Below are 13,831 nucleotides of genomic sequence, written 5' to 3'. Positions count from 1 at the left end.
CCTCCTTAGAAAAAGGGCTCCTAAAAAGAAGCCCCATCCTGTCAAAATACTGATACTATGTATGATATTAGATAATGCCAAAAGTTGCTAAGATCAGTGTCACAACTGCAACGACATTGACGATAGAAACAACTGTCACTAAAGTAATGCGCTTCTTGACAACAGAGAACTCCTCCTCGCTCTTCTTGGCTGTTTCCTCGCGATTATCCAATTCCTTTAAAAGATCCTGAATATTGCGATATTGCAGTACATTCTCAGAGTGTACCTTCTCAGACAGTTCTCCCTTGATCGCATCCAAGCCGGATGTCATATCCTCCAAGGTGTCCTTGACTGCCTGTGTCTGAACGGCTGCATTCTCCTGATTGTCCGCCACTTGCTGCTGAATGCGCTGCTCTAAATCATCTACGCTTCCGCGCAGGGTCTGCATCATGCGATCCACCTGTGTCTCGACATCTGCGGCAATCCCGTCAGCCTCTGCCTGCTTCTTGGCAAGTTCTTCCTGCAACTGGTTGTTGCGTTCTTCCTTGGCGCGAACCATCGCCTCTAATTCCTTGACCTTGCGCTCCTTGGCACTGATCAGGGTCTGTAATTGCTTTGCCTTATCTCGAAATGCATCAATCTGAGCAAGGAGCATATCTTCACCACTCGGCTCCTCCAACATCTCGTCTACCTGATTTTCTACCTTAATCTCTTCCATGATACATGTCCCTTCTTTAATCTAAAGTTTATTTTATCATTGCATGTCCCCTTTGTAAACACACTAAATATGGTAGTCGCTGGATCAAGCAGGCACAGGGCAGATAGACCGAGGCAGGCAGCAGGGGCTGGGGCAAGACAACTTTGGAGCAGGTTAGGTGAGTCTCTTCGAGAAACCTTTTTCTTTTAATAAAGTGTCTCTTGCACAGTTTCTTGCCCCAGCCCCTGCTGCCTGCCTCGGTCTATCTGCCCTGTGCCTGTCTGCCCCCTCTCCATGCCAAAGGGGACACTCCTTGTGGCAAAAGGAACGTCCCTGGACAAAAAAATCCCGCCGGAGCAAATGCCCCGACGGGATTTATTATTTTGAAACGATTAACGTCTCTATTTTTTAACTGTAAAGATCAACTAACTTCTGTAAGTGATCGTAACGTTCCTTAGCAGCTTCTTCAGACTTAGCAAAGAGTCTTTCAGCACGCTCTGGGAATGGCTTGATCAGACGAGTATAACGAGCCTCGTTGTTCAAGAAGTCTTGGTAAGAACCGTCTCCAGCCTTTGATGTCAAAGTGAATGGATTCTTTCCTTCTGCCTTCTTAGCAGGATCGAATGAGAACAGGTTCCAGTAACCAGCGGCTACTGCCTTCTTCATTTCATCCTGGCAGTGGTTCATACCACCCTTAGCGATACCGTGCAACTCACATGGAGCATAGCCGATGATAAGTGAAGGTCCGTTGTATGCCTCAGCCTCTGCGATAGCCTTAACAGCCTGTGCAGGGTTAGCACCAAGTGCGATCTGTGCAACGTATACATAACCGTAACTCATAGCGATCTCTGCAAGAGACTTCTTGCCGATCTCCTTACCTGCTGCAGCGAACTGACATACTTCACCGATGTTAGAAGCCTTAGAAGCCTGTCCACCTGTGTTAGAGTACATCTCTGTATCGAATACCATAACGTTGACGTTCTCACCGGAAGCAAGTACGTGATCCAATCCGCCGAATCCGATATCGTATGCCCAACCGTCACCACCGAAGATCCATACAGACTTCTTAGCAAGGTAATCTTTCTTAGCAAGTGCTTCCTTAGCATCCGGGCATCCTGCAGCTGCTGCTTTTTCAAGTTCAACTACAAGTGCTTCTGTTGCAGGAGTATTTGCCTTTGTATCATCCTTAGTCTCTTCGAACTTAGCAAATGCAGCCTTAAGTTCTGCGGATGCCTTGTCGCTTTCAGCGCAAGCCTTTGCAGACTCGATAGCCATATCACGGATATATTTCTGTCCAACGTACATACCAAGACCATGCTCAGCGTTGTCTTCGAACAATGAGTTAGACCATGCCGGTCCCTTCTTAGAGTCCTTATTTACTGTGTATGGTGATGTTGCTGCCGGGTTACCCCAGATAGAAGAACATCCTGTTGCGTTAGAGATGAACATCTGCTCACCGTAGAGCTGTGTGATCAATCTAGCGTAAGATGTCTCAGCACATCCTGCACAAGAACCAGAGAACTCAAGGAGTGGCTGGTTGAACTGTGATCCCTTAGGAGTGATGTCTGATAATCCAACATCCTTCTTACCAACGTTTGCAACTAAGTAGTCAAATACCGGCTGCTCATCTGCCTGTGATTCCTGTGGAACCATAGCGATTGCTGCTGTAGGACATACAGTAACACATTCGCCGCATCCCATACAGTCAAGAGGAGATACGCTCATTGTGTACTTGTAATCTCCACCCTTAGGCTTCATATCAGCAAGTTTGATATTTGAAGGTGCAGCCTTAACTTCGTCGTCACTCAGTAAGAATGGACGGATGGTTGCATGTGAACATACAAATGCACAGTTGTTACACTGAATACACTTCTCTGCATCCCACTCTGGAACCATAACGGCTGTACCACGCTTCTCGTATGCAGAAGCACCTGTTACGAACTGACCATCTACGCAATCTGTAAATGCAGATACCGGAAGGCTGTCACCATCCATCTTTGCGATCGGATCAAGTAAATCATTGACAAGTTTAACAACTTCCGGACGACCTGTACGCTCTGCCTTAGGAGCATCTGCTTCTGGGTTAGCCCAAGATGCAGGAACTTCTACCTTATGTACAGCGTCTACACCGGCGTCGATTGCCTTGTAGTTCATTTCTACGACTGCGTCACCCTTCTTGCTGTAGGACTTCTTAGCAGCCTGCTTCATAAATTCAACAGCCTCGTCGATCGGCATAACATCAGCTAACTTGAAGAATGCTGACTGTAAGATCGTGTTGGTTCTCTTACCCATTCCGATTTCGATAGCCTTATCGATAGCGTTGATCGTGTATAACTGAATGTTGTTATCAGCGATATACTTCTTTGCTTCAGCGTTCAGATGATGTCCTAATTCTTCATCAGACCACTGGCAGTTGATCATGAATACTCCGCCCGGCTTAACATCCTGAACCATCTTCATACCCTGTGTAACGTATGCTGGGTTGTGACATGCAACGAAGTCAGCCTGGTTGATGTAGTATGGGCTTCTGATTGGGTTGTCACCAAATCTCAAGTGAGAAATTGTAACACCACCGGTCTTCTTAGAGTCATACTGGAAGTATGCCTGGATGTACTTGTCTGTATGGTCACCGATGATCTTTGTAGAGTTCTTGTTAGCACCTACAGTACCATCTCCACCAAGACCCCAGAACTTGCATTCCTTTGTACCAGGAGCAGAAGTGATCGGAGCCGGCTTAACCTCTGGAAGTGAAAGATGTGTAACATCATCTTCGATACCGATTGTGAAACGATGCTTAGGAGCATCCTTCTCTAATTCCTTATATACTGCAAATACAGATGATGGAGGTGTATCCTTTGATCCAAGACCATAACGTCCGCCAACTAATACAACGTCATTCATACCTGCTTCACGAAGTGTGGTAGCAACATCAAGGTATAATGGCTCGCCAAGAGATCCTGGCTCTTTTGTTCTGTCAAGTACAGCGATCTTCTTTGCTGTCTTAGGGATAACCTTAAGTAATGCTTCTGATGACCATGGACGATACAGACGAACCTTAACAAGACCAACCTTCTCGCCTGCTGCTGTCAAGTAATCGATAACTTCTTCAGCAACATCATTGATAGATCCCATTGCTACGATAACACGCTCTGCATCCGGAGCACCATAGTAGTTGAATAAGCCGTAGTTTGTACCAAGTTTTTCGTTTACCTTGTTCATGTACTTCTCTACAACTGCAGGTAACTCATCGTATGCTGTGTTACATGCTTCTCTATGCTGGAAGAATACATCTCCGTTTTCATGAGAACCACGAGCTGCTGGGTGGTTAGGATTCAAAGCGTGTGCTCTGAACTCTTCTACTGCTTCCATTGGACACATTTCTTTCAGATCTTCATAATCCCATTTCTCGATCTTCTGGATCTCATGAGATGTACGGAAACCATCAAAGAAGTTAAGGAATGGAACCTTGCCTTCCAATGCTGCCAAATGAGCAACCGGGCTTAAGTCCATAACTTCCTGTGGGTTTGTCTCACATAACATTGCAAAACCTGTCTGACGACAAGCGTAAACATCACTGTGATCACCAAAGATGTTCAGTGCGTGTGATGATACTGTACGAGCAGATACATCAAATACACATGGCAACTGCTCACCAGCGATCTTGTACATGTTAGGGATCATAAGTAAAAGTCCCTGAGAAGCGGTAAATGTAGTGGTAAGTGCACCAGCTGCAAGTGAACCATGTACAGTACCTGCTGCACCGGCTTCTGATTCCATCTCTACTACTTTAACAGTGCTTCCAAAAATGTTCTTCTGTCCTGCTGCAGACCACTGGTCTACCATATCAGCCATTGGACTAGAAGGGGTGATCGGATAGATACCTGCTACTTCTGTGTAGGCGTATGCTACATGAGCTGCGGCGGTATTACCATCCATAGATTGTTTTGATCTTCCCATGTCGTTTCCTCCTAAAAGACTCTTTTCTTAATATGTACATAAGCATTTGCCGGGCACCAAAAAGGGCGCAGTAAATGCGTAATGTCTCTAATTCAATAATATAAGATTTTGACAAAAAAAAATCAATACTTCCCACTGTTTAAAATCAAGTACATTCCAGCACATTTTATCCCGAAAATCCTTGCAAAATAAGGAAAGTACGATACAATAGTAGACGGTGTTTAAATTTAGCAAATTTATGAGGTGTAAAAAATGATACAGGCAAGTAATATCACCCTGCGTCTAGGGAAAAAGGCACTCTTTGAAGATGTAAATATCAAATTTACGGAAGGTAACTGTTATGGACTGATCGGTGCCAACGGTGCCGGCAAGTCAACATTCTTAAAGATCTTATCCGGACAGTTGGAGCCGACCAGCGGCGATGTCATCATCACGCCGGGACAGCGTCTTTCTTTCCTGGAACAGGATCACTTTAAATATGATGAGTTTACGGTCTTAGATACTGTCATCATGGGAAACCAGCGTCTTTATGACATCATGAAGGAAAAAGATGCTATTTATATGAAGGAAGATTTCACGGATGAAGACGGTATCCGTGCAAGCGAACTTGAGGCTGAATTCGCTGACATGGACGGATGGAATGCAGAAAGCGACGCTGCTACTCTCTTAAACGGTCTTGGCATTGAGCCGGATATCCACTACTCTCTGATGGCAGATCTGACCGGTGCCCAGAAGGTCAAGGTTCTTCTTGCAAAGGCACTTTTCGGAAATCCTGACATCCTGCTTTTGGATGAGCCTACAAACCACTTGGATCTCGATGCCATCGCATGGCTGGAAGAATTTTTGATCAACTTTGACAATACCGTTATCGTTGTATCCCACGACCGTTATTTCTTAAATAAGGTATGTACCAATACCGCGGATATCGATTACGGCAAGATTCAGTTGTATGCCGGAAACTATGACTTTTGGTATGAATCCAGTCAGCTTCTGATGAAGCAGATGAAAGAAGCAAACAAGAAAAAGGAAGAAAAAATCAAGGAATTGCAGGACTTTATCTCCCGCTTCTCTGCCAATGCATCTAAGTCAAAGCAGGCTACTTCCAGAAAGCGTGCTTTGGAAAAGATCGAACTGGATGAGATCAAGCCTTCCAGCCGCAAATATCCTTACATTGATTTCCGCCCACAGCGTGAGATCGGTAACGAAGTTTTGAGCGTTGAAAATCTGACAAAGACGATTGACGGCGAAGTTGTGTTAGATCATATTTCCTTTAACCTGCGTCGTGAAGACAAGGTTGCTCTTGTTGGTGCAAATGAGCATGCCAAGACTATCCTTTTCAAGATCCTTGCAGGCGAGATGGAACCGGATGAAGGTTCTTACAAGTGGGGCGTGACCACTTCACAGTCCTACTTCCCGAAGGATAATACAGAGATCTTTGATACCGATGATGTCATCGTAGACTGGCTGACACAGTTCTCCGAGATCAAGGATGCGACTTATGTCCGCGGTTTCCTTGGCAGAATGCTTTTTGCCGGTGAAGATGGTGTCAAGAAGATGCGCGTCCTCTCCGGTGGTGAAAAGGTGCGTGTTCTTCTCTCCCGCATGATGATCGAAGCATCCAACGTCCTCATGCTCGACGAGCCGACAGACCACTTGGATATGGAGTCCATCACCGCTTTAAATAACGGTCTGATCAAGTTCCCGGGTGTTGTAATCTTTTCTTCCCGCGATCATCAGTTTGTGGAGACAACCGCAAACCGTATCATCGAGATCATGCCAAATGGTCAGATCATCGATAAGATCACGACCTACGACGAATATCTCGAAAGCGATGAAATGGCACGTAAACGTCAGGTCTACGCCATGAGCGATGATGACGCTGCCGACAACTAATTGATTTTAACATGCTTTCTAGCCCTTGCATGCCAAAAGCCATCCAGTGCCACGATTACAAAATCGACACTGGATGGCTTTTTCCAATAACTTTTTTCAATTGTGACACACTTTATGTGCTATTTTTCTTCCTGTAAGATCAGCCGCGCTTTTTTGAGTGCTACGGAGATCACACCTGTTAAAATGGTTGCAGAGATCATCTCGCAGATGGCATTGACACCTACAAAAGCACAGATAAATACGATGATGTTACGTCCACCGATCAGATTCTTCACATAGTCTGTATTTCCGAACAGAACAACCAATGCCACCATGAAAAATACCGTGTTTAAAAAGGCGGATAAAAATCCGGTGATATAGCCGGCCAGTGTCGTATTTTTGGTTACTTTACGAAGCCAACGGAACAGATAGCCCAAAAGCCAGCCATCTAAAAATCTTGGTACAAAACGCTGGATAAAAGCAAGTATCGGGCTAATACTAAAAAGTGTTGCCCCCATGGCACTGACACCACCGATACCGATACACTGTCCAAAACTGGTCAGTCCAAATACGGCTCCAAGCACGGCTCCGCCCAATGGGCCACAGGCAATGGCTGCGATTGCCACCGGAATCATATTAAATGTGATCGCAAGTGGTCCGATATTAAGATATCCTAGCGGCGTGTATGACATAAGTACCAAAACTGCGATCATGAGTCCTAATACCGTCAACTGTTTTGTTGATAATTTTTTTGTTTTCATTTCTCTATCCCTTATGCTGAATGTTAATATTTACCATAGAGATAGTACCACAGCACAAGGCACACCGCAAGGAAGAACTTTATTTGGTCATCAGACGATAAGATACGGAATCCGCCAACTGCTCTAAAGTTCTTGTAGCACAGGTCTTGACATCCTCCATATCCAGATACTGTCCTCTGTTGTAACCGCGATAAGTAACCGTCTTACTTCCGTCTGCATTTTCTGTCACCGTAGCGATTCCTTCTTCTATTTTTTTCTGCACTTGGTCGGAAAGTTCCACACCAGGAGCAACCGTCGTTGCGACCCAGTCCGGGCCTTGTGCATCCGGTTCAAAGGCATTCCAGAACTCAACTACATTTTTAAAGAATCCACCATAGACCTTAAATTCCTGTTCACGCACATAGCCGTTGTCTGCAAACTCTGCCGGCGTTCCGTGTACGGCTACCTTTAAAAACTGGCTGCGATATCCTCCCATGATCAGATCATTTCCTGCTGCAAGGTCAAGATGTTTTTGACTCTTTGAACCCCAGTCTGTCATAACCAGTCCTCGGAATCCCCACTCACCGCGCAGTACATTTGTGATCAGTTCATAACTTGATGATGTGTGCGTGCCATTTAAGCAGTTGTAACTGGTCATCACGGTCTTTGGATCTGCTTCGCGCACGCAGATTTCAAACCCTCGGAGATAAATCTCTCGCAGTGCACGCTCTGTCACCGTGTTGTTTTCCCGCGTTCGATCCTCCTCCTGGTTGTTCGTTGCAAAGTGTTTGATGGAAACACCTGCGCCCGGAGTCTTCTGCACACCGATCGTCATGGCAGCAGCCATTTTACCGGAAAGAAGCGGATCTTCAGAAAAATATTCAAAGGCACGACCGCCTAAAGGATCTCTGTGAATGTTCATACCAGGACCTAGGATAATGCTATGGCTGTATGCTTCCAACTCTTTTCCAATGCCACTTCCCATCAGATCTGACAGGTCGTTGTCCCATGTCTGTGCTAGAACCATACCTACCGGATATCCTGTCACGCCCATAAACGGCAGATGACAGCCCGCCGGACCATCCGTCACTTTCCAGTTTGGAATACCAAGAGAATCTACATACAATGCTGTGGTAGAGCCGGAAGAAGTCGGACCACCTACCGGCTTATACTTTCTGTTGGTTCTCTTTGGAACAGAATGTGGCACCTCATCAGCTGCGCCCGCTACCAGACGAAAAAGCACTTCCTCGTCCAAGGAATCCACAAAATCAGCCATAGGCACACGTTTTTCCACAACATCGATAAAAGTAGCCTTGGCATTGCCTTTGCCGGAAACACGTTTTTCAACCGGCTTGGCTGCGCCGTCAACAGTCTGACAATCTGCCGCTGATAGTTGGATCATTTTCAAGTTTCCGCTCTCGGCCTGATTTCTTGCTTCTGCCGTTTCCTTTTGTACACGTTCTATACATGCCTGTGGTGTCGTAAGGACATCCATCTCACGATCTGCCTGCAATTGATTGCTTACCTGACGCAGTCTTGCTGTCGCATCTAGGCAAAGTAATGCCGCCACTGCCGTATTCTTAGAATCGCTTCCCAGACGGATCAGATAATCTCCGGCTTCCATGATAAAAGCTGCGGTTTCCATATCATAACTTGCTAAAGATTCCGTTGGAATTTTAAGGGTAAGTTCCTCTGCTTCTCCTGCTGCAAGTGCTTTCGTCTTGCCATAGGCTTTTAATTCCTGATATGGTTTGCAAAGTTTACCATTTGGTGTGCTCACATAAACCTGTGCCACAAAACGTGATCTTATAGGACCAACATTTTTTACCTTAACCTTTAATGTGACCTCTTTCCAATCTGCTGCGATCTCCACCAGTTCATACTCCGGTTTGCCATAAGAAAGTCCATAACCAAACGGATAGAGTGGTTCTACGCCAAAACTGTCAAAATAGCGGTAACCGACAAAAATATCCTCCACGTAATCTTCCTGCAGATTGTTGCCGTCATTGGAACCAAAAGTAGCACTTGCCGGATTATCCTGGTAATTTTTTGCCCAGGTATCGGTCAGATGACCGGATGGACTGCTTTTTCCTGTCAGAATATCTGCCAGCGCATTTCCGGCCTCCATACCTGCCTGTCCTAAAAGAAGTGCCGCATCAATTCCTTCGATCTCCCCGATAAAATTAGCGTCAATCACACAAGTATTCAGTACGATAATGGTATGTTCAAAGGATGCTGCAATCTTTTTTATGTTATCCATTTCCCGATCAGACAGATAATAATCCCCTTTTTTTGCACGTCGATCATGATTCTCTCCGGCATTTCTTCGGACAACATAAAGCGCCGTCTTTGCACTACTACTTTCTTTGATATCTGCATCTGTCACTTCAATATCATCAATCAGAATGCTAAGGCCAGACCATGACCGATCCAGTTTGGACAAAGTCTTATCTTCCTTATTTGCTTTTTTACTGGCCTCCTGATAACGCTTTAACCAGTTTTTTGATGTAATTTGAATGCCTGCATTTTCCAATCCCTGCATGACATTTATCGTATAAGGTGCCATAACATAACCAGAGCCGGATCCGCACACAATGGTATCCACTGCGCCCGCCCCAAAAAGTGCCAGTTCTTTTTCAGCCAGCGGCAATAGATCCCCCTCATTCTTCAACAGCACAATACCGTCTGCTGCGATCTTTCTTGCATCCTGCATATGCTCCGGATATGGATGTTTTGCTGCTTTTCCGGTGATAAAGCCAATCGCCTGCCGAATATCCATAATAAAAACCTCCTGCCTGTTTTTTTATTATTTTAACATCTTAAAGATACAAAAAGAATATTCATTTTATATGATTGATTTACTTAATAAACATAATGTATACTTAAAGACTCTATCCGGGATTATCTGCATCGGAAAATATCATCATAAGCACTCATGCACGCCCCTATGTTTATGATTCACTATTGACCCGGTAGTATTCCCATGCACATTGTGCTATCATAGATTACTGAACCAAAACACATTTTAACAGAAAGAAAAACACATGAAGATAAAAAATACACTCAGCATACTTCTTTGCATCATCACCATCGCTCTTACTCTTATTTTCCATGAGCGTTTGGAAGAAAAAATACCGCATCTGCATGCACAAAATGTAAACGCTGCCGAGGATTTCTTGCCAGATTCACTGTATGCCGGCATTGTTTCCCAGACCTATCAATACAACCACAAAATCATAACCGGAGAGATTTCTCTCGATGATATTGCTCCTTTTTCCGAAGACCAGGTCTACACCTTTTTACAGGGACACCGTGCCTGGAGCGCCGGTGCCACATGGTCTGGCCAATGGTGTCAGAAATACGCCAAGGGACAGTATTTCAGTGGTTTTGGCTGTGGTTTCTGCTGTGTTGCCAATGTCTATAGCACCCTTTCGCCTTACACTTGCTCTCCCCTTGACGTCTACGATTATGCCTATAAGGAAACCGGCTATGCTCCTACCAAGGCATCCGCAGCTTTGGATTGGGGCAATATGAAAGTCATTCTTCGAGATATGGGAATGGACTGCGATGTGTATTATAAGGCGAACGACTATGCAGATTTTCAAAAGCAGGTAAAGACCAGCAAGATGACCATCGCCCTCGTCAGCAGTGCCAATGATGACAAACTCTGGCAAAGAGTTCCGGGTCACTATGTGACGCTCTGCCTCTATAACCCCACGGATGACACGATTCTCCTAGGTGACCCGGGATCTCCGACCAACAACCGGTCGCGCGTTCCCCTATCCTACGTTTATGACGCACTAAAAACGACCAGCAAGTTTCAATACCTACTGGTCGATGATTACGCAGAGGCAGACAATACTTGGCTGCATGACGGGATCGATGACAACTGGATCGCACCGGAGAATTTATAAATCTACCGATATTCCATGTCGGCGTAGACAGAGGCTACTGTAGTTCTGGCGGATTGCTGCTGAAGGACGAATATTCATATTGGCACCTCCTTGAAATAGCTGCGATAGTAATATTCTACTCATCTCATACAACAAATACAGAAAAATTGATCAGATTGGTTCTTAATGAAAAAACCTATCCCTCCAGATCTAGGCGCATATAGATCAGTTCCTGATATCCACTCATTCTGGAACAAAAGCCCTTGGGATTGCGTCCATATTCCACAAAACCCAGTTTCTGGTATAAGTGGATGGCAGATACATTATCCGCTACCACATCTAATTCCACTTGCGCATAGCCTGCATCTTTTGCACACTGCACACAGGCTTTGGTCAATGCCGTACCAAGTCCCAGTCCCCAGTATTCCTTTACAAGGCAAATACCAAATTCTGCCCGATGGCTGACTTTGTGACATGCGCCCACAGCATCGATCCCTGCCATTCCTACCACCTGATTTCCCACCAACGCAAGGATTTCCACCTCATTTGCACTTGCTGTTTTTCTTTCCAAAAACTCGCTTTCCTGTTCAGCATCCATAGAGGACTCATCCGGATAAGATAGAAGGAAATCTGTTTCTTCATGCGTAAGGTTAAAAACTTCCAGCGCTGCCTGCCCATCAGAAGCCACTCCACTTCTTAAAATTGCCGCCTGTCCATTTTTCATGATCAAATTTTTTCTGTATTGCATACCTGTTCCTTTCGTGTCATGTACTTTTTATCCATCATAACACAAAGAATAAAAGCATTGGTGAGTTCTCTATTTTATCAAGATCATCAATGCTTTTTCCTCGTTTTTTCTCCGTGAAATCTTACGATTTTCCTACAAATATTTTAGGTCTGTGGTAAGTCAGCCAATGATTTTGCCAGTTCTTCATCGGTCGGGATGTAATCGCCCATCTCGCCGTCATTGTATTTCTGGTATGCCACCATATCAAAGTAACCGGTTCCCGTCAAGCCAAAGACAATATTCTTTTCTTCTCCGGTCTCCTTGCAGCGCAGGGCTTCATCAATAGCAACCTTGATGGCGTGGCTGCTTTCCGGTGCCGGTAAAATACCCTCCACTCTGGCAAACTGCTCTGCTGCTTTAAAGACTTCAGTCTGCTCTACGGAACGGGCCTCCAACAATCCCTGATCGTATAATTCGGATACGATGGAACTCATGCCATGATAACGCAGGCCACCGGCATGGTTGGCAGACGGAATAAATTCACTTCCCAAGGTGTACATCTTTGCCAGCGGGGTAACCTTTCCGGTATCGCAGAAGTCATATGCATATTTACCTCTTGTCAGGCTCGGACAACTTGCCGGCTCCACTGCGATGATCTGGTAATCATTCTCGCCCCTTAACATTTCGCCCACAAATGGGGAGATCAGACCGCCCAGATTGGAACCGCCTCCGGCGCATCCGATGATAACATCTGCTTTGACGCCATATTTATCCAGAGCTGTTTTGGTCTCTAAACCAATGACAGACTGATGTAACAAAACCTGTGCCAAAACGGAGCCTAACACATATCGGTAACCTTCCTGCTTGGTCTCAGCCTCGACTGCTTCGGAAATAGCACATCCCAGACTTCCGGTCGTTCCCGGAAATTCTGCATTGATCTTTCTTCCGATCTCCGTTGTCATGGAAGGGGAAGGTGTTACCGTCGCACCATAGGTTCTCATTACCTCCCGGCGGAATGGCTTTTGCTCATAAGAACATTTCACCATATAGACCTGACAATCCAGATCAAAATAAGAGCATGCCATGGAAAGTGCTGTTCCCCATTGTCCGGCTCCGGTCTCTGTCGTCACGCCCTTCAGACCCTGCTTCTTAGCATAATATGCCTGGGCTATGGCGGAGTTCAACTTGTGACTGCCGGATGTATTGTTGCCCTCAAACTTATAGTAAATATGTGCCGGTGTGCCAAGTTTTTCCTCCAGGCAATAGGCTCTTACTAAAGGCGATGGGCGGTACATTTTATAAAAATTCCGGATCTCTTCCGGGATATCAAAATACGCTGTCGTATCATCCAGTTCCTGCTTTGCCAGTTCCGTGCAGAATACCGCTTCCAGATCCTCAACGGTCATAGGCTGCAAGGTTGCAGGGTTTAAGAGTGGTGCAGGTTTCTTCTTCATATCTGCTCTAACGTTATACCATTGCTTTGGCATCTCCTGTTCATCCAGATAAATCTTGTAGGGAATTGTTGTCTTGTTCATGTTTCTTCCTTTCCTTGCTTTGCGAAATTTATTTACATGGAATGAGAGTGTGCGCTTACCTGATCTGATTAGCGGTCGTCAAATACACCATATAAATGCGTGTATTTTCCTCGTTGCCATAACAAAAAAACTCCCGTCCTAAATACATAGGACAGAAGTTATACTCCTGCGGTGCCACCTAATTTCATCCTGCTTCGGACAGAATACCCTCATTTATGTACCAACATACATAATCTGCTGTAACGTGCATCCCACGTCTCCCCTACTCGCCTGTGCTTTCAGTTCGCCCTCTGCAGTCCATTCTAGCACCCTTTCACCACTGTTATCCCACCACCAACAGTTCTCTGTGCACTTCCAAATGCTATACTCGTCTGCATCATCGGTTTTAATATAGTGACAGGATAATACATTAGTGCGGTAAAGTCAAGAGG

8 protein-coding genes are annotated in these 13,831 nt (G+C 45.3%); 2 read left to right on the top strand and 6 right to left on the bottom strand.

What is annotated here, in order from left to right; all coding sequences use genetic code 11:
- Positions 1–67 precede the first annotated feature (67 nt).
- Both H8R94_RS10340 and nifJ read right to left on the bottom strand, forming a co-directional pair.
- The gene (locus H8R94_RS10340) at positions 68–697 is read right to left on the bottom strand and encodes a hypothetical protein (RefSeq protein ID WP_118282077.1); all 630 of its coding nucleotides are present in this window, start codon (positions 695–697) and stop codon (positions 68–70) included.
- Between the two features lie 387 nt (positions 698–1,084).
- Positions 1,085–4,633, bottom strand: a complete 3,549-nt coding sequence (nifJ, locus tag H8R94_RS10335) for a pyruvate:ferredoxin (flavodoxin) oxidoreductase (protein WP_186854605.1) — start codon at positions 4,631–4,633, stop codon at positions 1,085–1,087.
- 252 nt (positions 4,634–4,885) lie between these two features.
- Between nifJ and H8R94_RS10330 the strand changes: the two genes are divergently transcribed.
- Positions 4,886–6,526 (top strand): ABC-F family ATP-binding cassette domain-containing protein, encoded by a 1,641-nt coding sequence (locus tag H8R94_RS10330; protein WP_186854604.1) that lies wholly within the window; start codon positions 4,886–4,888, stop codon positions 6,524–6,526.
- A gap of 119 nt (positions 6,527–6,645) precedes the next feature.
- On the opposite strand, the gene H8R94_RS10325 is transcribed toward H8R94_RS10330, so the two are convergent.
- Complete coding sequence (locus H8R94_RS10325) at positions 6,646–7,266, bottom strand: ECF transporter S component (protein WP_186854603.1); 621 nt, start codon at positions 7,264–7,266, stop codon at positions 6,646–6,648.
- A 79-nt stretch (positions 7,267–7,345) separates the two neighbouring features.
- Positions 7,346–10,024 (bottom strand): glycoside hydrolase family 3 protein, encoded by a 2,679-nt coding sequence (locus H8R94_RS10320; protein WP_186854602.1) that lies wholly within the window; start codon positions 10,022–10,024, stop codon positions 7,346–7,348.
- A gap of 265 nt (positions 10,025–10,289) precedes the next feature.
- On the opposite strand from H8R94_RS10320, the gene H8R94_RS12205 reads away from it, so the two are divergent.
- Complete coding sequence (locus tag H8R94_RS12205) at positions 10,290–11,159, top strand: chaperonin (protein ID WP_243098746.1); 870 nt, start codon at positions 10,290–10,292, stop codon at positions 11,157–11,159.
- A 175-nt stretch (positions 11,160–11,334) separates the two neighbouring features.
- Here the strand turns inward: H8R94_RS12205 and H8R94_RS10310 are convergent, their stop codons facing one another.
- Together H8R94_RS10310 and H8R94_RS10305 are read right to left on the bottom strand one after the other, a co-directional pair.
- Positions 11,335–11,886, bottom strand: a complete 552-nt coding sequence (locus H8R94_RS10310) for a GNAT family N-acetyltransferase (RefSeq protein WP_118535618.1) — start codon at positions 11,884–11,886, stop codon at positions 11,335–11,337.
- 143 nt (positions 11,887–12,029) lie between these two features.
- Positions 12,030–13,400: a TrpB-like pyridoxal phosphate-dependent enzyme gene (locus H8R94_RS10305; protein WP_118282094.1), complete on the bottom strand. Its 1,371-nt coding sequence runs from the start codon at positions 13,398–13,400 to the stop codon at positions 12,030–12,032.
- Positions 13,401–13,831 lie beyond the last annotated feature (431 nt).

The organism is Roseburia lenta, from assembly GCF_014287435.1.
Lineage (GTDB): Bacteria > Bacillota > Clostridia > Lachnospirales > Lachnospiraceae > Pararoseburia > Pararoseburia lenta.
Note: the sequence above shows the minus strand (reverse complement) of the source record. Positions and strands in the feature narration are given on the sequence as shown.

Excerpts from the sequence above, each read along its gene's own strand:
- H8R94_RS10340 (WP_118282077.1), bottom strand. The coding sequence starts at position 697 with ATGGAAGAGATTAAGGTAGAAAATCAGGTAGACGAGATGTTGGAGGAG.
- nifJ (WP_186854605.1), bottom strand. The coding sequence starts at position 4,633 with ATGGGAAGATCAAAACAATCTATGGATGGTAATACCGCCGCAGCTCAT.
- H8R94_RS10330 (WP_186854604.1), top strand. The coding sequence starts at position 4,886 with ATGATACAGGCAAGTAATATCACCCTGCGTCTAGGGAAAAAGGCACTC.
- H8R94_RS10325 (WP_186854603.1), bottom strand. The coding sequence starts at position 7,266 with ATGAAAACAAAAAAATTATCAACAAAACAGTTGACGGTATTAGGACTC.
- H8R94_RS10320 (WP_186854602.1), bottom strand. The coding sequence starts at position 10,024 with ATGGATATTCGGCAGGCGATTGGCTTTATCACCGGAAAAGCAGCAAAA.
- H8R94_RS12205 (WP_243098746.1), top strand. The coding sequence starts at position 10,290 with ATGAAGATAAAAAATACACTCAGCATACTTCTTTGCATCATCACCATC.
- H8R94_RS10310 (WP_118535618.1), bottom strand. The coding sequence starts at position 11,886 with ATGCAATACAGAAAAAATTTGATCATGAAAAATGGACAGGCGGCAATT.
- H8R94_RS10305 (WP_118282094.1), bottom strand. The coding sequence starts at position 13,400 with ATGAACAAGACAACAATTCCCTACAAGATTTATCTGGATGAACAGGAG.